Annotated in this window: 19 protein-coding genes; 12 read left to right on the forward strand and 7 right to left on the reverse strand. The window is 72.3% G+C overall.

The window, feature by feature from the left end:
• The first annotated feature begins 149 nt into the window (after positions 1 to 149).
• From AB0J12_RS02230 to AB0J12_RS02240, 3 genes are all read left to right on the forward strand, one after another.
• Positions 150 to 872, forward strand: a complete 723-nt coding sequence (locus AB0J12_RS02230) for a DUF4142 domain-containing protein (RefSeq protein WP_363262215.1) — start codon at positions 150 to 152, stop codon at positions 870 to 872.
• 93 nt (positions 873 to 965) lie between these two features.
• On the forward strand, positions 966 to 1,754 hold the full coding sequence (locus AB0J12_RS02235; protein ID WP_363262216.1) for a TIGR04222 domain-containing membrane protein: 789 nt from the start codon (positions 966 to 968) through the stop codon (positions 1,752 to 1,754).
• 107 nt (positions 1,755 to 1,861) lie between these two features.
• Complete coding sequence (locus AB0J12_RS02240; protein WP_363262218.1) at positions 1,862 to 3,523, forward strand: alpha/beta hydrolase; 1,662 nt, start codon at positions 1,862 to 1,864, stop codon at positions 3,521 to 3,523.
• Positions 3,524 to 3,611: 88 nt separating this feature from the next.
• Here AB0J12_RS02240 and hemQ read toward each other — a convergent pair whose 3' ends face one another.
• Positions 3,612 to 4,343 carry a hydrogen peroxide-dependent heme synthase gene (gene hemQ, locus AB0J12_RS02245; RefSeq protein ID WP_363262219.1) on the reverse strand — a complete coding sequence of 244 codons (732 nt, stop codon included), beginning with the start codon at positions 4,341 to 4,343 and terminating at the stop codon, positions 3,612 to 3,614.
• A gap of 4 nt (positions 4,344 to 4,347) precedes the next feature.
• A complete protein-coding gene (gene hemG / locus AB0J12_RS02250) occupies positions 4,348 to 5,796 on the reverse strand; it encodes a protoporphyrinogen oxidase (protein ID WP_363262220.1) in 1,449 nt (482 codons plus the stop codon).
• A gap of 152 nt (positions 5,797 to 5,948) precedes the next feature.
• Between hemG and AB0J12_RS02255 the strand changes: the two genes are divergently transcribed.
• The gene (locus tag AB0J12_RS02255) at positions 5,949 to 6,890 is read left to right on the forward strand and encodes a DUF4349 domain-containing protein (RefSeq protein ID WP_363262221.1); all 942 of its coding nucleotides are present in this window, start codon (positions 5,949 to 5,951) and stop codon (positions 6,888 to 6,890) included.
• Between the two features lie 27 nt (positions 6,891 to 6,917).
• Complete coding sequence (locus AB0J12_RS02260; protein ID WP_363262222.1) at positions 6,918 to 8,327, forward strand: FAD-dependent oxidoreductase; 1,410 nt, start codon at positions 6,918 to 6,920, stop codon at positions 8,325 to 8,327.
• Positions 8,328 to 8,479: 152 nt separating this feature from the next.
• Here the strand turns inward: AB0J12_RS02260 and AB0J12_RS02265 are convergent, their stop codons facing one another.
• Positions 8,480 to 8,746, reverse strand: coding sequence for a hypothetical protein (locus AB0J12_RS02265; protein ID WP_363262223.1), 267 nt, complete (start codon positions 8,744 to 8,746; stop codon positions 8,480 to 8,482).
• Positions 8,747 to 8,870: 124 nt separating this feature from the next.
• On the opposite strand from AB0J12_RS02265, the gene AB0J12_RS02270 reads away from it, so the two are divergent.
• On the forward strand, positions 8,871 to 9,695 hold the full coding sequence (locus tag AB0J12_RS02270; RefSeq protein ID WP_363262224.1) for a rhomboid family intramembrane serine protease: 825 nt from the start codon (positions 8,871 to 8,873) through the stop codon (positions 9,693 to 9,695).
• An 11-nt stretch (positions 9,696 to 9,706) separates the two neighbouring features.
• Here the strand turns inward: AB0J12_RS02270 and hemE are convergent, their stop codons facing one another.
• Positions 9,707 to 10,774, reverse strand: a complete 1,068-nt coding sequence (gene hemE, locus AB0J12_RS02275; protein ID WP_363262225.1) for a uroporphyrinogen decarboxylase — start codon at positions 10,772 to 10,774, stop codon at positions 9,707 to 9,709.
• Positions 10,775 to 10,892: 118 nt separating this feature from the next.
• Between hemE and AB0J12_RS02280 the strand changes: the two genes are divergently transcribed.
• The 5 genes from AB0J12_RS02280 to AB0J12_RS02300 all read left to right on the forward strand — a co-directional run bounded on the left by AB0J12_RS02280 (position 10,893) and on the right by AB0J12_RS02300 (position 17,657).
• Entirely contained in the window at positions 10,893 to 11,564 is a 672-nt protein-coding gene (locus AB0J12_RS02280; RefSeq protein WP_363262226.1) for a DUF3000 domain-containing protein, read from the forward strand.
• Positions 11,565 to 11,837: 273 nt separating this feature from the next.
• The gene (locus AB0J12_RS02285; protein WP_361624703.1) at positions 11,838 to 12,500 is read left to right on the forward strand and encodes a response regulator transcription factor; all 663 of its coding nucleotides are present in this window, start codon (positions 11,838 to 11,840) and stop codon (positions 12,498 to 12,500) included.
• Between the two features lie 247 nt (positions 12,501 to 12,747).
• Positions 12,748 to 14,028, forward strand: coding sequence for a ribonuclease D (locus tag AB0J12_RS02290; RefSeq protein WP_363262227.1), 1,281 nt, complete (start codon positions 12,748 to 12,750; stop codon positions 14,026 to 14,028).
• Positions 14,029 to 14,310: 282 nt separating this feature from the next.
• Positions 14,311 to 15,531 (forward strand): acetyl-CoA C-acyltransferase, encoded by a 1,221-nt coding sequence (locus tag AB0J12_RS02295; protein ID WP_363262228.1) that lies wholly within the window; start codon positions 14,311 to 14,313, stop codon positions 15,529 to 15,531.
• Positions 15,528 to 17,657, forward strand: a complete 2,130-nt coding sequence (locus AB0J12_RS02300; protein WP_363262229.1) for a 3-hydroxyacyl-CoA dehydrogenase NAD-binding domain-containing protein — start codon at positions 15,528 to 15,530, stop codon at positions 17,655 to 17,657. Before AB0J12_RS02295 ends, AB0J12_RS02300 begins: the two co-directional genes overlap by 4 nt.
• 67 nt (positions 17,658 to 17,724) lie before the next feature.
• Here AB0J12_RS02300 and AB0J12_RS02305 read toward each other — a convergent pair whose 3' ends face one another.
• Genes AB0J12_RS02305 through AB0J12_RS02315 form a run of 3 tightly spaced genes read right to left on the reverse strand, consistent with a single transcriptional unit; the run spans position 17,725 to position 21,014 of the window.
• The gene (locus tag AB0J12_RS02305) at positions 17,725 to 17,970 is read right to left on the reverse strand and encodes a hypothetical protein (protein ID WP_363262230.1); all 246 of its coding nucleotides are present in this window, start codon (positions 17,968 to 17,970) and stop codon (positions 17,725 to 17,727) included.
• A gap of 13 nt (positions 17,971 to 17,983) precedes the next feature.
• The gene (locus tag AB0J12_RS02310; protein WP_363262231.1) at positions 17,984 to 19,504 is read right to left on the reverse strand and encodes a hypothetical protein; all 1,521 of its coding nucleotides are present in this window, start codon (positions 19,502 to 19,504) and stop codon (positions 17,984 to 17,986) included.
• A 55-nt stretch (positions 19,505 to 19,559) separates the two neighbouring features.
• On the reverse strand, positions 19,560 to 21,014 hold the full coding sequence (locus AB0J12_RS02315; RefSeq protein WP_363262232.1) for a hypothetical protein: 1,455 nt from the start codon (positions 21,012 to 21,014) through the stop codon (positions 19,560 to 19,562).
• A 75-nt stretch (positions 21,015 to 21,089) separates the two neighbouring features.
• Between AB0J12_RS02315 and AB0J12_RS02320 the strand changes: the two genes are divergently transcribed.
• On the forward strand, positions 21,090 to 22,001 hold the full coding sequence (locus tag AB0J12_RS02320) for an endonuclease/exonuclease/phosphatase family protein (RefSeq protein ID WP_363262233.1): 912 nt from the start codon (positions 21,090 to 21,092) through the stop codon (positions 21,999 to 22,001).
• Positions 22,002 to 22,020 lie beyond the last annotated feature (19 nt).

Raw genomic sequence — 22,020 nt, forward strand, 5'->3', positions numbered from 1 at the left:
GACGCGGGACGCGGGACGCGGGACGCGGGACGCGGGACGCGGGACGCGGGACACAGTACGACCATCCGCTTTTCGTGGCGCAGTACTATGCCTCTCCCCGCACCCGGGAGAAGCCCCCGGCCGTGCGGTGCCGTAAGCAGGAGAGCACCATGCGACCGCGACCCCCCGTCCAGGGCCGAGGCATTGTCAGTGGCACCGGTCTGATCATCGCCGGCCTCACCGCCACTCTCCTGGCGCTGATCATCCCGATCTGGTCCTACGCCGACCGCCCCACGGACGACGGCACCGGCACCACCGTGGACACCCTGAGCACGGGCACGGGCACGGGCACAGGCACAGGCACAGGCACAGGCACTGAGGACATGCTGACGCAGTACGGCGTGCTGTCCGCGCTCGACCGGGACTTCGTCTTCAAACTCCGGCTGGCCGGCCTGTGGGAGCAGCCCGCCGGCCGGCTCGCGCAAGAGCGGGGCACCACCGACGCCGTACGCACCGCAGGACGGCATCTGGTCGAGGGACACACCTTCCTCGACGAGCGGGTGCGCGGCGTCGCCGCCCGGCTCGGGCTGCCCCTGCCGGACAAGCCGAACGAGCAGCAGCAGGCCTGGCTGCGGCAGTTGCGCGCGGCGCGAGGCACCGCGTTCGACCGGGCGTTCGCGAACATCCTGCGTCTGGCGCACGGCAAGGTGCTCACCCTGGTCGCCCAGGTCCGCGCCGGCACGCGCAACGCGCTCGTGCGCGACCTCGCCGACGACGCCGAGACGACCGTGCTGGACCACATCCGGGTCCTGGAGGCCACCGGCTACGTCGACTTCGACGCGCTGGCCCGCGACCTGGCGGCCTCCGCTTCACCGGCGGCGCCCGCACGGTAGCCGGGGAAACGGAACGTCACCTACCCACAACACTGTGTCCGTATGGTGAACAGCCCATGGCGGACCGCGGAGCCCGTGGCATAGAAACGCGGCATGTTCTGGGTCCTCTTGCTGCTGCTCGCCTGGATCGTCACCGCCGTGGCGTGCACCCGTCTGTGCCTGGCTGCCGTCCGTGCGGCCGCCGACGAGGCGCAGGAGGCGACCGGGGTACCCGGACACGAACTGACGCTGTACGAGGCCGCGTTCCTCTCCGGCGGCCCCGAGCGGGTCGCCGAACTCACCCTTGTGTCGATGGCCCGCCAGCGCCGGCTGCTGCTCGCGCACACCGGCTGGGCGACAGTCGTCGATCCGCGCGGGCGGGACGACATGGAGCGGTCGGTGATAGGGGCCATAGGGCCCGAGGGCCAGTCGAGGATCGCGCCGGTACGGGCCGCCGCGTCCGCCGCCGGCGCGGTGCGCCACCTGGCCGACCGGCTCGTGCGGGCGGGTCTGGCCGTACCGGACGGGGCGCGCACGACGGTCGCGGCCGGAGTGCGCCGGGTGCGGCTGGCCGCGCCGGCCGTCACGGCCCTGGGTGCGATCGCGCTGCTGACGCCGGGGCCGACGGGCGTGCCGCGCACCCTGGTCGCGATGTGGTTCGGGCTGCCCCTCGCCCTGGCCATCAGCTGCCTGCTCCTGGCCCGGGTCGAGGCGCACCCCTACTCCCGCTGGGCCTCACCGGCGGGACAACGGCTGCTGAGCGCCCTGACCCGGAAGGCCGACGGCGGGGACGACCTGAGATACCTGATCCGCGTCGCCGTACGCGGCGTCCGTGCCGTCGGCGAACCGGACCTGCGCGCCGCGTTCGCCCACCGCGACCGGACCGGCTCGCACGCCCTCTAGGGGGCGCACTGGGGGCATTGGCGCCGACACCCGCGGGCGGTGCTTGCCTTCACCGCTCCGCGGACGAACATCCCTTGTGTTGCAGACGCGCACGAAAGGGATACGCCATGAGAGCCGCCGCCCTCTGCTCGGCCGCCGGGTCGCTCCTGCTGACCGCCCTGGCCGCCGCCCCGGCCGGCAGCGCGCCGGGCGTGCCCCCGGCCGTGCCGCCCGGACCCACTGGAACCACCGCTCGGGCCGCCGACGCGCGGGGCGCCGTGGCCGCGCAGGGGGAACGCGCCGCCGAGACCCGCGGAGTGAGGGTGGCGGCTGCCCGGGCCGCCGCGCGCGGCATCGACTTCGGCGCCTGCTCCGACGCGTCCGACATGCCGGGGAGCATGCAGTGCGGCACCGTGACGGTCCCGCTCGACTACGCCCACCCCGAGGGCCTGCAGATCAAACTCGCCGTCAGCCGCGTGCAGGCCACCCACCGCGACCCGCGCAACAGCAAGCGGCGCGTGCCCCGCCAGGGCTCCCTGGTCTACAACCCGGGCGGCCCCGGCGGCGACGGGCTGTACTTCCCGCTGGCCGGCCTCACCCCGCAGTGGAAGCGCATCGGCGCCGCCTACGACCTGATCGGCTACTCCCCCCGCGGGGTGGGCCGCTCCGCGCCCCTGTCCTGCCAGGACCCGGGGCACTTCCTCAAAGCTCCGTCGCAGGCGCCGACGTACCCCTCCGCCGCGTACAAGCAGCAGCGGATCACACAGGCGAAGGCGTACGCGCGCGGGTGCGCGCAGCGGGCCGGAAACGCGCTGGCGCACTACACCTCCCTGAACAACGCCCGCGACCTCGACGTCATCCGCGCCGCGCTGGGCGAGGACCGGCTGACGTTCCTGGGCGCCTCGTACGGCACCTACTTCGGCGCGCTGTACGCGACGCTGTTCCCCTCGCACGTACGGCGGATGGTCTTCGACTCGGCGGTGGACCCCGACCCGGCGAAGATCTGGTACCGCAACAACCTCGCCCAGTCGGCGGCGTTCGAGGGCCGCTGGGCGGACCTGAGGGAGTGGATCGCCCGGCACGACGACGTCTACAAGCTGGGCGACACGCCCGAGAAGGTGCTCGCGAGCTACGAACGGGCGCTGGCCCGGCTGGCCGTGAAACCGGCCGGCGGGAAGGTCGGCCCGGCGCAGTTGCAGAACGCGTTCCTGCAGGCGGGGTACTTCGACGACTACTGGCCGCAGCGGGCGCACGCACTGTCGGCGTATCTGAGGGGTGACGCCAAGCCGCTGATCGAGCAGGCGGCGCCGGTCGGTCAGGCGGCGGCCGAGGCGGAGAACGCGAGCGCCGTCTACACGGCCGTGGAGTGCAACGACGCGCCCTGGCCGACGGACTTCCGCGTCTGGGACCGGGACAACACGCGGCTGGCGCGGGTGGCGCCGTTCGAGACGTGGGACAACGTGTGGGCGAACCTGCCCTGTGCGTACTGGCTCGCGCCGCGTCAGAGGGTGGTCGATGTTCGGACCGGGCCCGGTGAGCTGCCGCCCGTTCTGATTCTGGCCGCTGAGCGGGATGCGGCGGCGCCCTATGAGGGGGCGCTGGAGTTGCAGCGGCGGTTGTCCGGAGCGGTGCTGGTGACGGAACGGGACGCCGGGACGCACGGGGTTGCGGGCGGGCCCAACCGGTGCGTCAACGGGTATCTGGAGGCGTATCTGCTCGAGGGGCGGCTTCCGGCGCGGCGTGTGTCGTGCGCGCCGCATGCGGAGCCGAAACCCACGGTGGCTCGTTGACGCCGGATGCGGGTGGTCCGTGGCCGGTCGCGCCGGTCCCGCGCCCCCTTCGGGGGCGCGGGTCACACCGGCGTGAGTAGCGGCCGTCCTACGCGAGGCCCGCGATCAGTTCGCTGATGTCCTTGCGGCGGCCCGTGAAGAACGGGACTTCCTCGCGGACGTGCATGCGGGCCTCCGAGGCGCGCAGGTGGCGCATGAGGTCGACGATGCGGTACAGCTCGTCGGCCTCGAAGGCGAGGATCCACTCGTAGTCGCCCAGGGAGAACGAGGCGACCGTGTTGGCGCGCACGTCCGGGTAGCCGCGGGCCATCTTGCCGTGGTCGGCGAGCATGCGGCGGCGGTCCTCGTCCGGCAGCAGGTACCAGTCGTAGGAGCGGACGAACGGGTAGACGCTCACGTAGTTGCGGGGCGTCTCGTCGGCGAGGAACGCCGGGATGTGGGCGCGGTTGAACTCGGCGGGGCGGTGCAGCGCCATGTTCGACCAGACCGGCTCGAGGGCGCGGCCCAGCCTGGTGCGGCGGAAGAGGTTGTACGCCTCCTGGAGCTGGTCGCTGGTCTCGGCGTGCCACCAGATCATGAGGTCGGCGTCGGCGCGCAGGCCGGACACGTCGTACGTGCCGCGGATCGTCACGTCCTTCGCGGCGAGCTGGTCGAACAGCTCCTGGACCTCGTCGGCGTAGCCGGCGCGGTCCTCGGGGAGCACGTCCTTCAGCTTGAAGACGGACCACAGCGTGTAGCGGATGACCTCGTTGAGGTCCTTGGCCAGCTTGCCCTTGTTCGGAATCCGGTCAGGGGCAGTGGTGGGGGCGTCGTCACTCATGACCCTATTCTCCCGCTCCGCCGTGCAGGCTCTGCACCGGGTGGGCGGTGAGCTCCTCCACACCCCGAAGTTCGCCGCCGAGCTGGTCGACGGCCGCGTACGCGCTCGCGATGCAGGCCGGGATGCCGACGCCGTCGTACTGCGCGCCGCACACCGCGAGGCCGGGCAGGCGGGAGACGTGCTCGCGGATGCGGGCCACGCGCGCGTGGTGGCCGACGGGGTACTGGGGCAGGCCGTCGTCCCAGCGGGTGACGCGGGTGGCGAGCGGGGTGGCGTCGAGCCCGGTGGCCTCCTTGAGGTCCTGCCGGGAGACCTCGACCAGCTCGGCGTCGTCGCGCTGCAGGATCTCCGTCTCGCCGTGCCGGCCGACCGAGGTGCGCAGCACGATCACGTCGGGGTCCTCGTCGGCGATCCAGCCCCACTTGTTCGAGGCGAAGGTGGACGCCTTGATCGTGCGGCCGTCGAGCGGCGGGACGAGGAAGCCGCTGCCGTCGGGCAGCCGGGTCTCGGCGCGCCGGTAGGCGAGGGTGATCAGGGCCATGGAGGCGTACGCGATCGTGCGCAGCTCGGCGGCGGCCTGCGGGGACTCGGCGGCCAGCAGACGGGCGGCGGCGGGTGCGGGGAGCGCGAGGACCACGGCGTCCGCGTGCAGGGTCCGCTCGCCGGCCGTGACGCGCCAGCTCCCGCCGGGCTCGCGGCGCAGCTCCGTCGCGGGTGTGTCGGTGGTGATCTCGCCGCCGCGCGCCCGTACGGCGTCCGCGACGGCGAGCGGCAGGGAGCCGATGCCGCCCGCGATGCCCATGAAGACAGGCCCGGTCTGCTGGTTCGCGGCGGCCTTGGCCTGGATCTCGCGGACGGCCTCGGTCAGTGAGGTGTGGGTCCGCGCGGCCTGGTAGAGCTGGGGGACGGCCGAGCGCAGGGAGATGCGGTAGGCGTCGCCCGCGTAGACCCCGCCGAGCAGGGGCTCGACGAGGCGGTCGACGACCTCGCGGCCGAGGCGCGCCGCCACGTACTCCCCCACCGCGACGTCGTCGCCGACCTCGGTGCGCGGCAGCTCGGCGTCCCGCTCGATGCGGGTCAGGCCCTCGTCGGACAGGACGCCCGCGAGGGCGGAGGCGGTGCCGGGGACGCCCATGACGTGGCCCTTGGGCATGGGGCGCAGGGCGCCGCGGGTCCAGATCGACGCCGTCGCGGTGGACGGGGGCTGGAGGCGGTCGGCGAGACCGACCTCGCGGGCCAGGCCCACCGCCTCGGGGCGGCGGGCGAGCATCGACTCGGCGCCGAGGTCGACGCGGACGCCGGCGATCTCGCCGGGCAGCAGCTTGCCGCCGACCCGGTCGGAGGCCTCCAGGACGGTCACGCGGGCGCCGCGGTCGAGCAGCCGGTGGGCTGCGGCCAGCCCGGCGATCCCGGCCCCGATGACGACGACGTGCTGCGTACCCGTTGCGCTCATGTCCCCCACTCTCTCAAACGGCACTGACAACGCCGGTGTCCGGGCCGAGTCCGGAGCGTGACCGCATCGGAACCGCCGATCGCCGACGTCACGCCCCGCTGCGGCGTCGAAGGAGCGTTGCAGTTGTCCATCAACCCGGGGGTTCGACTCTGATGCGCTCACGACACTCCGTACGACGGCCCGTGCCCGTCCTGGCCGGCCTGCTGCTGGCCGCCGCCCTCGCCCTCACCGGCTGCGGCGCCGCCGCCGACGCGGGCGGCGGCGCGAAGAGCGACACCGGCGCCGCCGGGCCCGCCGAGGCCACCGCCGGGCCGCAGGACGCCGCGGGTCCGGCACAGGCCGCGGACAGCGCCGCGGGTGACGCCGGCAGCGCTGCGGGCGGCGCCCGCAAGGCCACCGCGCCGCCGCGGCTCACCGCGGACCGGATCATCCGCACGGCCACGCTGACCGTGCAGGTCAAGGATGTGCCCAAGGCGCTGGACGGCGCGCGGGCCGCCGCGGAGGACGCCGGCGGTTACGTCGGCGACGAGACGACCACCCGGGACGAGGACGGCGGCGAGCAGACGCGCGTGGTGCTGCGGGTGCCGGTGGAGAAGTACGACACGGTGCTCGCCGCACTCCAGGGCGCGGGCCGGCTGATGGCACGCGCGTCCAAGGCGCAGGACGTCACGGACCAGGTCGTCGACGTGGAGAGCCGGATCCGGTCGCAGCGGGCCAGCGTGGCGCGGGTGCGCGAACTGATGGACCGGGCGGCGAAGCTGAGCGACGTGGTGGAGCTGGAGGGCGAGCTGAGCCACCGTGAGGCCGATCTGGAGGCGCTGCTGGCCCGGCAGGCGTCGCTGAAGGACCGCACGAGCCTGGCGACGATCACCCTGTCGCTGCACGGGAAGCCGGTGCGGAAGGCCGACGGCGACGACGACTCGGCGGGCTTCCTGGACGCGCTGGCCGGCGGCTGGGGCGCTTTCGTGACGATGCTGCGCTGGATCGCGATGGTGCTGGGCGCGTCACTGCCCTTCCTCGCGGTGGCGGCGCTGCTCCTGGCGGCGTGGCTGCGGCTGGTGCGACCCCGGCTCAGGAGCCCCGGGCAGGACTGAAATGCCGTCCGCGTCTAGCGTGTTCGCATGACCATGACTGGTGCGGCACAGGGTGCGCGGGAACGACTGGTGGTGATCGGCGGCGACGCCGCGGGGATGTCCGCGGCGTCGCAGGCCCGTCGGCTCAAGGGGCCCGACGAGCTGGAGATCGTGGCGTTCGAACGCGGCCACTTCACCTCCTACTCGGCGTGCGGCATCCCGTACTGGGTGGGCGGTGACGTCGCCGAGCGGGACGAGCTGATCGCCCGCACCCCCGAGGAGCACCGGACGCGCGGCATCGATCTGCGCATGCGCACCGAGGTCGTGGAGATCGACGTGGCCGGGCAGCGGGTACGCGCGCGTGACGTGGACTTTGGGGCCGAGTCGTGGACGTCGTACGACAAGCTCGTGATCGCGACCGGGGCGCGGCCGATCCGGCCGCAGATGCCGGGGGTGGACGCGCCGGGCGTGCACGGCGTGCAGACCCTCGACGACGGGCAGGCGCTGCTCGACACGCTGGCACGCACGCGTGGGCGGCGCGCGGTGGTCGTCGGCGCCGGGTACATCGGCGTGGAGATGGCCGAGGCGCTGATCAACCGCGGGTACCAGGTGACCGTCGTCAACCGGGGCAGCGAGCCGATGTCGACGCTCGATGCGGACATGGGCGCTCTGGTGCACGAGGCGATGGTGGGCCTGGGCATCACCATGGTCGACGACACCGAGGTCACCAAGGTGCTCACGGGGGACGACGGCCGGGTGCGCGCGGTGGCCACGGAGACCGGCGAGTTCCCGGCGGACGTGGTGGTGCTCGGCATCGGCGTACGCCCCGAGACGGCGCTGGCGCGCGCGGCGGGCCTGCCGCTGGGCCGGCACGGCGGTCTGCTGACCGACCTGTCGATGCGCGTGCGCGGGCACGGGAACATCTGGGCCGGCGGCGACTGCGTCGAGGTGCTCGACCTGGTCTCCGGGCAGGAACGGCACATCGCGCTCGGCACCCACGCCAACAAGCAGGGGCAGGTCATCGGCACCAACGTGGGCGGCGGCTACGCCACCTTCCCCGGTGTGGTCGGTACGGCGGTCAGCAAGGTGTGCGATCTGGAGATCGCGCGGACCGGGCTGCGGGAGAAGGACGCCCGCAGGGTCGGCCTGCAATTCGAGACGGTGACGATCGAGTCGACGAGCCGTGCCGGCTACTACCCGGGCGCCTCCCCCATGACGGTGAAGATGCTCGCCGAGCGCCGCACGGGCCGTCTGCTCGGGGTGCAGATCGTCGGCCGCGAGGGCGCCGCCAAACGGGTGGACATCGCGGCGGTGGCCCTCACGGCCGGTCTGACGGTGGAGCAGATGACGGCGCTGGACCTCGGCTACGCGCCGCCCTTCTCCCCGGTGTGGGACCCGGTGCTGGTGGCGGCGCGCAAGGCGGCGGCGAAGGTGCGGTCCACCACGCCCTCCGGCTGATCCCGCCCGCCACGCCCTCCCGCTGATCCCACCCACGGGCCGCCGTCGCCGACCCCGCCCACCGGGCCGTCGCCTCCGACCCGCCCACCGGGCCGTCGCCTCCGACCCGCCCACCGGGCCGTCGCCTCCGACCACGCCGGCCCCTACGGCCCCTACGCCGTCCCGCTGATCCTCGGCAGCGCCGACACCGCCGCGGTCGGCTGCTCCCCGGCCGGTTTCGCGTGCGCGGCGACCGGGCGGGAGCGCAGCCGGTGGCTCACCGCCTCGTCCAGGGTCACCGGCCGCTTCGCCTGGGCGGCCAGCCGCCCCGCCTCCTGGCCCAGCCGGGCCACGTCCTCCCACGGCAGCCGGAGCACCACGGCCAGTTCGGCCTCGCCGTCGGGCAGCGCGTGCATCGCGGGAGTCACTCGGTCGTTCATCTGCTGTCCCCTCGTCGGCCCCGCGGCGCGCCTTCCCCGCGCCGCGAGCGGTTGAGCAGACATACGCGCCACGGACCGCGCACGTTCACCGATTCGCCCGCCGCTGCGCGGGCAGTAGTGTCTCGTGGTCATCCCCGTCCATGACGTGAACCCCGTGCGCCGCACCCCCTGGGTGACATACGCGCTGATCGCCGCCAACGTCCTCGTGTTCCTGTTCACGCCCGGCCTCGCCGGGTCCGTGGCGGGTGAGAGCAGCCAGGCACAGCTGTGCCATCTGCACGCGTTCCTGGATCACTGGGCGGCAGTGCCGCGCGAGCTGATCCACCACCAGATGCCGCACCTGGTGCCCACCGGGGACGTGGGCATCGGCCCGCACGGTCCGGGCTGCGTGATCGCTCCTCCGCACTACGACAAGTCGCCCGCGCTGAGCGTGTTCACGGCGATGTTCCTGCACGGCAGCTGGCTGCATCTGCTGGGCAACATGCTGTTCCTGCTGATCTTCGGCAACAACGTCGAGGACCGCATGGGGCACGTGCGCTTCGCGCTCTTCTACGTCGTGTGCGGCTACGCGGCCGGCTACGGCTTCGCCGTCCTCAACGCCGGTTCCGGCGACCCGCTGATCGGCGCGTCCGGCGCCATCGCGGGCGTGCTCGGCGCGTACCTGGTGCTGTATCCGAAGGCGCGGGTGTGGGTGCTGGTGCCGTTCCTGATCTTCCTGCCGCTGCGGCTGCCCGCCTGGCTGGTGCTGGGCTTCTGGTTCGTGCTCCAGGCGGTGTACTCCGCCGGCGAGGGCATCTCGGCGGCCGGCACCGTGGCGTACGCGGCGCACGTCGTCGGCTTCCTGGCGGGCATGCTCATCGCCCTGCCGCTGCGTCCGGGCACCCCACCACCGCCGGAGCCGCGCGGCCTGCTGTTCGGCAGGAACGCGCGGCCCCGTCAGACGTGGTGAGTGCCCGTCGGTCAGCGGGCGGTCTGCGTGTGGACGTACTCCACGAGCCGGGTCAGGGCGTCGGGGTCGGTGGACGGCATGACGCCGTGGCCGAGGTTGAACACGTGGCCCTCGAGGGAGGCGGCCGAGTCGAGCACCTCGCGGGTCTTGGCCTCGACGGCGGTCCGCGGGGCGAACAGGACCGTCGGGTCGAGGTTGCCCTGGAGCGCCTTGCCGGGGCCGACGCGGCGGGCGGCCTCATCGAGCGGGACGCGCCAGTCGACACCGACGACGTCCGCGCCGGCCTCGCCCATCAGGCCCAGCAGCTCACCGGTGCCGACACCGAAGTGGATGCGCGGCACGCCGTAGGACTCGACGGCGCGGAAGACCTTGGCGGAGGCGGGCAGCACCGAGCGGCGGTAGTCGACGGGGGCGAGGGCGCCGGCCCAGGAGTCGAAGAGCTGCACGGCGGAGGCGCCGGCCTCGATCTGCACCTTCAGGAAGGCGGACGTGATCTCCGCGAGCCGGTCCAGCAGGTCGGCCCAGAGCTCGGGGTCGCCGTACATCATCGCCTTGGCGTTCTCGTACGTGCGCGACGGGCCGCCCTCGACGAGGTAGCTCGCGAGAGTGAACGGGGCGCCTGCGAAGCCGATCAGCGGGGTGGCGCCGAGCTCCGCCGTGAGCAGCCCGATGGCCTCGGTGACGTAGGGGACGTCCTCGGGGGTGAGGTCGCGCAGCTGCGCGAGGTCGGCGCGGGTGCGGATCGGGTGCTGCACCACCGGGCCGACGCCGGGCTTGATGTCCAGGTCGACGCCGATGGCCTTCAGGGGCACGACGATGTCGCTGAAGAAGATCGCGGCGTCCACACCGTGCCGGCGCACCGGCTGCAGGGTGATCTCGGTGACCAGGTCGGGCCGCATGCAGGAGTCGAGCATGCCGACGCCCTCGCGCACCTTGCGGTACTCCGGCAGGGAGCGCCCGGCCTGCCGCATGAACCACACCGGCGTGTGCGGCACGGGCTCGCGCCTGCACGCCCTCAGGAAGGCGCTGTCGTACGTCGCTGTCGGCTGCTTGCCCGAGGGGCTTCCGTTGGCACTCACGACGGCAAGTCTCGCACGGCGCACCAGGCCCGCCGCCCGCACCCGCCCGGCAACCGGGTCGGCCGACGAGGGGTGTCTTGCCCTGCGCGACGGCCCGCTTCCCCTTACTCTTCCCCGCATGGCTGCGGCTCAGGGACGACTGTCGGACGGCGCTGACGGAATGGACGACGCGAGGGACACGGGGGAGGCACGAGGGGGCACAGCGGTTCCGCTGCCCTTCCGGGCCGCCGTCGACGCGCTGCGCACCGCGCGGCTGCGCCCCCAGGTGGAGATCGAGCCGACCCCTGCCCCGCAGCGGCTCGCGCCGCATGCGTACGCGCTGGAGGCCGCGGTGGTCGACAGCGAGCAGGACCTGGCCGACGGGCGTCTGGTGCTGCTGCACGATCCGGCCGGGCACGACGCCTGGCGGGGCACGTTCCGGCTGGTGACGCTGGTGCGCGCGGAACTGGAGCCGGAGATGGCCGCCGACCCGCTGCTGCCCGAGGTGTGCTGGTCGTGGCTGACCGGGGCGCTGACGGCGCGCGGACTGGCCTGCGGCGAGCCGAGCGGCACCGTCACGCGGGCGGGCTCCCACTACTTCGGGGGGCTGTCGGACCGCCCGCCGGCGTCGCAGATCGAGATCCGCGCGTCCTGGACGCCCCGGGAGGGGCTGGGCGGGGTGCCGGACACGGCGGCGCATCTGGCCGCCTGGTGCGATCTGCTGGCCCAGGTCGGAGGTCTGCCGCCGGCCGGTCCGGGCGACGCCTCGGTGGTCACGCTGCCGCAGCGGCGGGATCCGCAGTCGCGCTGAGTCCGCGCTCCCACGGCCGGTGACCCGGCCGCTCCCACGGTTTCACCCACGGAACGGGTTTGTGGCGTCGGCTTGACCGTCACTTTGTCGATACGGCCACTTTCAGTCACGAGCGCCACTCGAACGAACCGATTCGTTCACCGAACGATCGACCGCATGTCCGAATTGCACAGATTGTTACTCACTAAATCGTGATCTTTCTCTAAAGGGCCCGGGCTTCGCTGCCGAAGACGACTGTGACCTTGAAAGCCGTCCCGCCCCTCAGGAGGCCTGGTGTCCGTTCTCCTCGAGCAGCCCTCAAGCCTGGTCGCCTACCGCCCGAACAAGCCAACCGCCATGGTCGTCGTCGCCGATCCCCGCGTCCGCTCCACCGTCACCCGCCATCTGTGGGCGCTCGGTGTGCGCGACGTCATCGAGGCCTCGTCCATCGCGGAGGCTCGTCCCCGCGTCGGCAACCCCAGAGACATCTGCGTCGCCGACGTCCATCTGCCGGACGGCTCCGGCCTCACCCTGCTGTCCGAGACCCGCGCCGCGGGCTGGCCCAACGGGCTCGCCCTGTCCGCCGCGGACGACATCGGCGCCGTGCGCAACGCCCTCGCGGGCGGAGTCAAGGGCTACGTCGTCACCGGCACCCGCACCGCCGTCGGGCTCCCCACCCGGCCCGGTGCCGCCCCCATCGGCGCGGCCGCCGCCCGCCTCCACCGCCGCCCCCCGGGTGCCCCGAGCCACCCGGGCGGCTACCGCGAGCTGTCCGGCCGCGAGGTGGAGGTACTGCGGCTGGTGGCGGAGGGCCAGTCGAACAAGGCCATCGGCGTGTCCATGGGCCTGTCCGCACTGACCGTCAAGAGCCACCTCGCCCGCATCGCCCGCAAGCTGGGCACCGGCGACCGCGCCGGGATGGTCGCCGTGGCCTTGCGCACCGGCATCATCCACTGACCCCGCGATCACGGACCCCGCAACCACCGAACCGATCATGCACCGCTCCCGCCGCGCCGATCGCCCACTGCCCCCGCCGCACCGATCGTTCACTGGCGTGAACGGGATCGCCCGCCGCTCCCGGACCGCGTCACCAGCGGATCGTGAACCCGGCATGACAGCCGACTGACCGGTTTCCGACCCTTCGGCGCCCGTCGACGGAACGTTTCGTCGACGGGCGCCGTCCACACATGGATACCCTTGACAGGTGACCGACGCCCACGACACCGCAGCAGACACTTCACTGCGAACCACCGGAGGCGCCCCTCCGGACGACGGCGGATCTTCTGCTACGGAGGCGCCGATCCCGTTGCTGGAGCCCCGCGAGGGCATTCCGCCCGTCGTCGCGGACCAGGCGGCGCTCGCCGAGGTGGTCGCCGCCTTCGCGGCCGGCTCCGGACCCGTCGCCGTCGACGCCGAGCGCGCCTCCGGCTACCGCTACGGCCAGCGCGCCTACCTGGTCCAGCTGCGCCGCGAGGGCGCGGGGACGGCCCTGATCGACCCCGTGGCCTGCGGCGACCTGTCGGACCTCGGCGAGGTGCTGGCCGGCACCGAGTGGGTGCTGCACGCCGCCACCCAGGACCTGCCGTGCCTGCGCGAGATAGGCATGGTGCCGGAGCGGCTGTTCGACACCGAGCTGGCCGGCCGGCTCGCCGGTTTCCCGCGCGTCGGCCTCGGCGCGATGGTCGAGAACGTCCTCGGCTTCAGCCTGGAGAAGGGCCACTCCGCCGTCGACTGGTCCACCCGCCCGCTGCCCGAGCCGTGGCTGCGCTACGCCGCCCTCGACGTCGAGCTGCTGGTCGACCTGCGGGACGCGCTGGAGAAGGAGCTGGAACGCCAGGGCAAGCTGGAGTGGGCCCGCCAGGAGTTCGACGCGATCGCCTCCGCCCCGCCGGCCGAGCCACGCAAGGACCCGTGGCGGCGCACGTCCGGCATGCACAAGGTCCGCCGCCGCCGGCAGCTGGCCGTGGTGCGCGAGCTGTGGCAGATGCGGGACCGGATCGCGCAGCGCCGGGACGTCTCGCCCGGCAAGGTGCTGTCCGACGCGGCCATCGTCGAGGCGGCCCTGGCGCTGCCGTCCAACGCGCACGCGCTCGCCGCGCTCGGCGGCTTCGGGCACCGCGTGGGGCGGCGCCAGCTCGAGCAGTGGCAGGCGGCCGTCGACCGGGCGAAGGCCCTGCCCGAGGCGGAGCTGCCGCAGCAGGGGCAGCCGGTGACCGGGCCGCCGCCGCCGCGGGCGTGGGCGGAGAAGGACCCGGCGGCCGCGGCGCGGCTGTCCGCCGCGAAGGCGGGGGTCTCGGCGCTGGCTGAGCGGCTGAATCTGCCGCAGGAGAACCTGATCACTCCGGATACGGTGCGGCGGGTCTGCTGGGAACCGCCGAAGCCGGTGTCCGCGGATGCCGTGGCCGCGGCGCTGACCGGGTACGGGGCTCGGGCGTGGCAGGTGGAGCTGGTGACGCCGGTTCTGGTGGAGGCGTTGTCGGCGTAGCCGCCGCGGGGGTTTCGGTCGTCTGGCGGCCGCGGGTGCGCTGGGGCTGGTCGCGCAGTTCCCCGCGCCCCTTGCGGGGCGTGTTCCTGCCCGGCACTGCGAAATGCGCCGTCCGGATCCGGCCAAGGTCGCCGGACCCGGCCGCCGCCGTCGGTGTGACCTTCGCCGCTCCCGTCGTGGGGACTGGGCAGCTACGTTACTCATAAGTAGCATGGGGCTGAGCGCGCGCTCAGTGCATGCGTGCCGCAGCAGTGCCACCCCGCACCCTGGAGGAGAGCCATCGTGCCTCGTACCGTCAGGGACGTCGTCTTCGTCGACGGCGTCCGCACCCCGTTCGGCAAGGCGGGCCCGAAGGGCATCTACCACGAGACCCGGGCCGACGACCTCGTCGTGAAGGCGATCCGGGAGCTGCTGCGCCGCAACTCCGGCCTGGACCCGGCCCAGATCGACGAGGTCGCCATCGCCGCGACCACGCAGATCGGTGACCAGGGCCTGACGATCGGCCGCACGGCCGGCATCCTCGCGGGTCTGCCGCAGTCCGTCCCCGGTTACTCCATCGACCGCATGTGCGCCGGCGCCCTGACGGCCGTCACCTCGGTCGCCGGCTCCGTCGCCTTCGGCGCGTACGACGTCGCCATCGCCGGCGGTGTCGAGCACATGGGCCGCCACCCGATGGGCGAGGGCGTGGACCCCAACCCGCGCTTCGTGAGCGAGAAGCTGGTCGACGAGTCCGCCCTGTTCATGGGCATGACCGCGGAGAACCTGCACGACCGCTACCCGTCGATCACCAAGCTGCGCGCCGACGAGTACGCGGTGCGTTCGCAGGAGAAGGCCGCCAAGGCGTACGCCAACGGCAAGATCCAGGCCGACCTGGTGCCGATCTCGGTGCGCCGGACCAGCCCCGAGGCCGGCGAGACCGGCTGGGGCCTGGTCACCGCCGACGAGCCGATGCGCCCGGGCACCACGCTGGAGAACCTCCAGGGCCTCAAGACGCCGTTCCGTGTGCACGGCCGGGTCACCGCGGGCAACGCGGCCGGTCTGAACGACGGTGCCACCGCGTCGGTCATCGCGAGCGAGGACTTCGCCCGCGAGCACGGCCTGCCGGTCAAGATGCGCCTGGTCTCCTACGCCTTCGCGGGCGTGGAGCCGGAGGTCATGGGCTACGGCCCGATCCCGGCCACCGAGAAGGCCCTCGCCAAGGCGGGCCTGTCGATCTCGGACATCGGCCTGTTCGAGATCAACGAGGCCTTCGCCGTGCAGGTGCTGGCCTTCCTCGAGCACTACGGCATCACCGACGACGACGCGCGCGTCAACCAGTACGGCGGCGCGATCGCGTTCGGCCACCCGCTGGCCTCCTCCGGCGTCCGCCTGATGACGCAGCTGGCCCGCCAGTTCGAGGAGCAGCCGCACGTCCGCTACGGCCTGACCACCATGTGCGTCGGCTTCGGCATGGGCGCGACGGTCATCTGGGAGAACCCGCACTTCGACGGAGGCGACAAGTGAGCACCACCGCTGAACTCCTGAAGGGCGCGGCCGAGCTGTTCCCGGACGAGGTCGTCACGCAGGCGCACGTACGCCACTTCGACCTGCCGCTGGGCGCGGGCCGCTTCGCCCTGATCACCCTGGACAACGGCCACGACCACACCAAGCCGACCACCTTCGGCCCCCAGTCGCTGGCGCACCTGAACACCGCCATCGACCAGGTCGAGAAGGAGGCGGCCGAGGGCGCGATCGTCGGCGTCGGCATCACCGGCAAGCCGTTCATCTTCGCCGTCGGCGCCGACCTCAAGGGCGTGGAGCTGCTGAAGGAGTGGGACCACGCCTACGCCATCGGCAAGGGCGGCCACGACGTCTTCAAGCGGCTCTCGGGCCTCGCGGTCCCGACCTTCGCGTACTACAACGGCGCGGCCATGGGCGGCGGCGTCGAGGTCGGCCTGCACTGCAGCTACCGCACGGTGTCCGCGGCGCTGCCGGCGTTCTCCCTGCCCGAGGTCTTCCTCGGTCTGGTGCCCGGCTGGGGCGGCTGCACGCTGCTGCCGAACCTGATCGGCGCCGACAAGGCCGTGACGGTGATCATCGAGAACAGCCTCAACCAGAACAAGCAGCTCAAGGGCCAGCAGGTCTACGACCTGGGCATCGCCGACGCGCTGTTCGAGGGCGCGGACTTCCTGGAGCAGTCGCTGATCTGGACGGCGTCCGTCCTCAAGGGCGAGATCGTCGTCGAGCGCCCGGCCATCGACCGCGGTGAGGGCTGGGACCAGGCCGTCGCCAAGGGCCGGTTCATCGCCGACTCCAAGGTGCACGGCGCGGCCCCGGCCGCCTACCGCGCCCTGGACATCATCGCCGCCGCCAAGAACGGCGACCTGCAGCAGGGCTACGACGCCGAGGACAAGGCGCTCGCCGACCTCATCATGGGCGGCGAACTGCGCTCCGGCATCTACGCCTTCAACCTGGTGCAGAAGCGCGGCAAGCGCCCGGCCGGCGCGCCGGACAAGTCGCTGGCCCGCCCGGTGACGAAGGTCGGCGTGGTGGGCGCGGGTCTGATGGCCTCGCAGCTCGCCCTGCTCTTCCTGCGCCGCCTGGAGGTGCCGGTCGTGCTGACCGACATCGACCAGGAGCGCGTCGACAAGGGTGTGGGCTACGTCCACGCCGAGATCGACAAGCTGCTCGGCAAGGGCAGGATCAACCAGGACAAGGCCAACCGTCTCAAGGCGCTGGTGACCGGCGTCCTGGACAAGGCCGAGGGCTTCGCGGACGCGGACTTCATCATCGAGGCCGTGTTCGAGGAGATGGGCGTCAAGCAGAAGGTGTTCGCGGAGGTCGAGGCGGTCGCCCCGGCGCACGCGATCCTCGCGACCAACACCTCCTCGCTGTCGGTGTCGGAGATGGCGTCGAAGCTGAAGAACCCCGAGCGGGTCGTCGGCTTCCACTTCTTCAACCCGGTCGCGATCCTGCCGCTGCTGGAGATCGTGCGCGGCGAGCAGACGGACGACGCCTCGCTGGCCACGGCCTTCGCCGTCGCCAAGAAGCTGAAGAAGACCGCGGTCCTCACCAAGGACGCCCCGGCGTTCGTCGTGAACCGCATCCTGACCCGCTTCATGGGCGAGATCCAGAACGTCATCGACGAGGGCACCCCGGTCGAGGTCGCCGAGAAGGCGATCGAGCCGCTCGGCCTGCCGATGTCCCCGCTGGTCCTGCTGGAGCTGGTGGGCCCGGCGATCGGCCTGCACGTCTCCGAGACGCTGCACGGCGCCTTCCCGGACCGCTTCAAGGTCTCCCCGAACCTCAAGGCGGTCGTCGAGGCGGGCAAGCGCGGCTTCTACGTCTACGACAGCGGCAAGCCCGAGCTGGACCCGGAGGTCGCCGCGCTGCTGAAGCAGGGCGACACCGTCCTGACGGAGGAGCAGGTCCGCGCCCGCGTCCTGGACGCGGTGGCGCAGGAGATCGGCCTGATGCTCGACGAGGGCGTCGTCGCCGAGGCCCAGGACATCGACCTGTGCCTGATCACCGGCGCCGGCTGGCCCTTCCACCTGGGCGGCATCACGCCGTACCTGGACCGCGAGGGCGTCTCGGAGCGCGTGAACGGCAAGAAGTTCCTGGCTCCGGGCGTGGCGTCGGTCCCGGCGTGACCCCGAACAGCTGAAGAGGGCCCCCGCGGTGCGCGGGGGCCCTCCCCTTTTTGTGGCCGCGACGCGGTCAGGACTTCGGGACGATCACCACGGCGTCGGCGAGCTTCCGCTCGACCGGGACAGTGCCCCAGTCGTCCATGGGCTTGTTCATCAGGGAGCCGCCGACGACCATGGTGGCGTCACCGCCGCTGCCCAGCCCGACCTCCGTGGCGCCGAGCCATTTTCTCGTGTGCTTCGTCTCATCCCCGTTGCGGTCCGGCACGGCCGGTGCCGTGATCGCGCCGCGGGCCGCCTCCAGGGTGCCTTGACCCACTGCTGACGGGCGCTCAGTAGCCGGGCGAGCCGGCTCCGGAAGACACTCCCACGGTGCTGAAGGGGATGCGGCTGATCGATGACTCGACGCCCGCGGCGTCCACGCCGAAGACGTCGACGACATGCGTACCGGTGCTCCAGGCCCAGCCGCTGTCCCACGACCACACGCCGTCCGGGCCCACGGCAGCCGCGCCGAGCAGGACGCCGTTCTCCCGGAACCCCACCTGTACCGCACCCGGCGCGGAGCCGGCGAAGAGGACCCGTGCGTCCATCAGCTGCTCATGCGCCATGGGGGCGAACACCATGGGCGCGCCTCCCCCTTCCGGAGCGGTTATCGGTGCCATCGCCAGGGCCCCGCCCATGGGGTGCGCCGCGGGCCCGGCCGGCACGGCGCCGTGCACCGGGCCGTCGACGGCCGTGAACTGCACCTCGGTCCGCTGCGACTGGTAGCCCACCCGGTCGATCCCGTACACCTTCACCGGGTGCTGCCCCTTGCTCCAGGCCCTGCCCAGCTCCCAGGACCAGGTGCCGTCGGGGGCCACGTCCGCCTGCCCCAGATACCTGCCGTGCTCCCAGATGCTGACGCGCACGGCGCCGGGAGCGAGTCCGCTGAACCGTACGGCGCTCCTCGCCACCTCTGAGCGCGCAGCCGGCTCGGTCACGACGGGCGGGGGGAATTCGGCCCCCCTGACCACGGCGGTGGCCTTGAGATACAAACCTATGGGGGTCCGATCGCGGTCCGGTTCCTCATAGCCGTTGCGGACATGTCCCAGTCGGGGCGGCAGTCCGTCGACCAGAAGATTGAGGAGGCCCAGCAGCGCGGGCACATTGCGCCGGGTTACCTGGGTGTGGTCGGTGATGAACGGCGACTCGCTGTAGATGAAGTTGAAGTTGTCGTAGCCGAGGAACAGGTCCAGGAAGGGCTCGACCTGCTCGGTGTACTGCTCGTCCTGCGGTGAGGACAGCAGGTAGATGTTCGCCGTGCGGTTGATCTGCGAGCGCACCAGGTCGGGCAGGATCGCGTCCACGATCCGCACGTTCTCCTCCGGCACCGTCTCGCCCAGCATGAACCGGGCCACCTTCGGATGAACCCGCTGCACATACGACCCGACCAGGAACTGCGGCACGATCGACACGATGTTGCGGAAGCCGTAGCGCAGGCCGAAGTACAGCGCCGCGCTGCCGCCCTTCGAGCCGCCCCACAAGGTGACGTCGTCGGGCGTCAGCTCCAGGGCGTTCATCACGTTGAAGATCAGCGCGGCCACGGACTGCTCCAGCGAGAAGTCCATTTCCTTGCACAGGTAGTAGCTGTTCATCCCGTCGAACCGGTCACGGACCCACAGGATGTTGGCGCGCACGTTGTCGAGAACGCCGTTCGACCATCCGTAGTCCTCCGGGGCCGAGAAGTTGGCGAACACCACGACCAGATGCCGGTTTCCGCCCTTGGCGTGGGTGAACCTGTACGGGACGGGGAAGGCTCCCGAGGCCTCGATCCCCGTGAGCAGCTGCCGCCCGTTCGCGGGTGCTGTGGACATGTGCGGTATCACTCTCTGCTGTGCGTCGGAAACGGGCGAGGGCGCAACCACGCGCTCAGTAGGCGGGTGCGCTCGAGCCGACCGGGGCGTTCATGACGGTGAACGGCACGATCGCTGCCGGGGACTCGGCGCCCGTCTCGTCCACTGCGAACACTTCGACCGTGTAGAGGCCGTGCGGCCATATCCGTCCGGCGTCCCAGACCCAGCCGCCGTCCGGGCCGACGGGGCTCGCCCCGAGCAGCGCGCCGTTGAGCCGGAATCCCACCTGGGCCGCACCGGGGGCCACGCCGGCAAAACCGACCGCGTCACCCCGCACCTGGTCGTGCGCGCGTGGCGTCCGCACCAGCGGTGCCTGCGCCGATCCGTGGCCGCTCGGTGCGGGCATCACGTGCTCCGAGACGGTGAACTGCACGTCGGTGCGCTCGGACTGGTAGCCGCTGGCGTCGACGGCGAAGAGCCGCACCCGGTGCTCGCCCGTGCCCCACCGCTGGTCCCGTTCCCAGGCCCAGGCACCGTCTGCGCCGACCGGAGCGGACGCCAGGTACTTGCCGTTCTCCCAGATGCTGATGCGGACCGCGCCGGGCGCCCAGCCCGTCAAACGCACGGCGCCCGCGGGCAGCAGGTCGTGTGCCGCCGGGGCCGTGACGACCGGCGCGGCGAACGAACTCTGCACGACGGACGTGGACTTGAGGAACATCTCGATACCCGTCCGGTCGGCCTCGGGCTGTTCGTACCCGTGGCCGGTGACGCCCAGGCGGGGCGCGATCCCCTCGACGAGCAGATAGGCGATCCCCAGCAGCGGCGGCGTGTTGCGCTGGGTCACCTTGCCGTGGCCGGTGATGAAGGGTGACTCGCTGAAGAGGAAGTTGAAGTTGGGGTAGCGCTCGAACAGTCCGAGGAACGGTTCGACCTGGGTGCTGTACTGCTCGTCCTGCGGTGAGGACACCAGGTAGAGGTGGGCGTCCGGGTTCGCCCCGGCGGCGAGCAGGTCGGGCAGGATCGCATCCAGGGCGGCGACGTTGTCGTCCGGCATGGTCTCGCCCAGCATGTGCCGGCCAACATCCGGGTAGACCTCGCGCACGAAGCTCCCGATGCGCAGTTGCGGGACGCTGGCGACGATGTTGCGGAAGCCGTACCGCAAACCGAAGTACAGGGCCGCACTGCCGCCCTTGGAGCTGCCCCACACGGTGACGTCCTGCGGGGTCAGCCCGAGCGACGTCATCACCCCTGAGATGAGCCCGATCACGGACCGCTCGACACCGAAGTCCATCTCGTGGCACAGGTAATAGGTGTTCTGGCCCTCGAATCGGTCACGTATCCAGAGGATGTTCGCCCGCAGGCTGTCGAACACACCCGTGGCCCAGCCGTAGTCGTCGGGGGCGTAGATGTTGGCGAAGACGACCACGAGGTGCCGGTTGCCGTTGCGCGCGTGGGCGAACCGGTACTCGACGGGACGACCGCCGGAGGTGTCGATCCCCTTGATCGCCTGGCGTGCAGGTCCTGTTGACATCTACGCTTACACTCCCCAACGGGTTGATACACCAGGCCTGTGGCGCTTTTGCAGCAGGTCGGCCATCATGTCCTGATGTTTCCTACCGTCCTGCGGGCCGTGTCCCGGCGCCCCGGACGACGCGGTCGGCGCATCCTCGCCGCGCTGGCGGCACTGCTGGGACTCGCCACCGCCGCGGCCCTGCTGCAGACCGCCGGCCCCACCCCCTCCGCCGCCTCGGGCGGCAGCCTCACGGTCGCGACCTGGAACATGTGCGGGGTACGGCAGTGGGGCTGCGCCGGCACCGGCAGCCGTCAGGCCAAGAAGGCCCAGGTGGAACTGCTCGTCCGCGCCGGCGGGGCGCAGGTGGTCTTCCTGCAGGAGGCCTGCGCCGCCGACGTGGAGGCGGTGCGCGCAGAACTCGGCGACAGGTGGCACACGGCCTTCCACTCCTACGCCTGGGGTGACCGGTCCGGCCGCGTCAGCACCGTACGGTGCGCCGAGCCGGACCAGGGCGCTGCGGGGTTGGCCATCCTCTCGGCGTTCCCGCTCTCCGCCGTCGGCACCGTCCCGGCTCAGCAGCCTTCCGTGGGCCTGCGGCGCGGCATCCTGTGCGCCTCGCTCACCGCGCGGGCCGTCCGGCTGTGCACCGCACATCTCAGCCCGGCGGGCAGCGATCGCGCCCACCCCCGCTGGGAGCTGCGCGACGACCAGCTGAAAGCCCTGGTGACCGCGGTGCCCCAACGGCGCACGGTCTACGGCGGTGACCTGAACGTCCGTCCGCCGGGCTCCGGCAACCCGTCCACGTGGGTGTGGCCGCCCGGTCCCTACACCGTGCACCGGGAGTGCGACCAGGCCTCCCCCACCGCGCGGTCGGGGCGGGCGACGCATCGCTCCGGGCACAAGCTCGACTACCTGTTCACCGGATTTCCCCGGACCCGGTGCCAGGTGTACGACACCAGCGCCTCGGACCACTCCGCGCTCCTCGTCGAGGTGCGCACCGCCTGAGATCTCGCCCGGGGGACCG

It is taken from the genome of Streptomyces sp. NPDC049915 (genome assembly GCF_040656475.1).
Classification (GTDB): Bacteria; Actinomycetota; Actinomycetes; order Streptomycetales; family Streptomycetaceae; genus Streptomyces.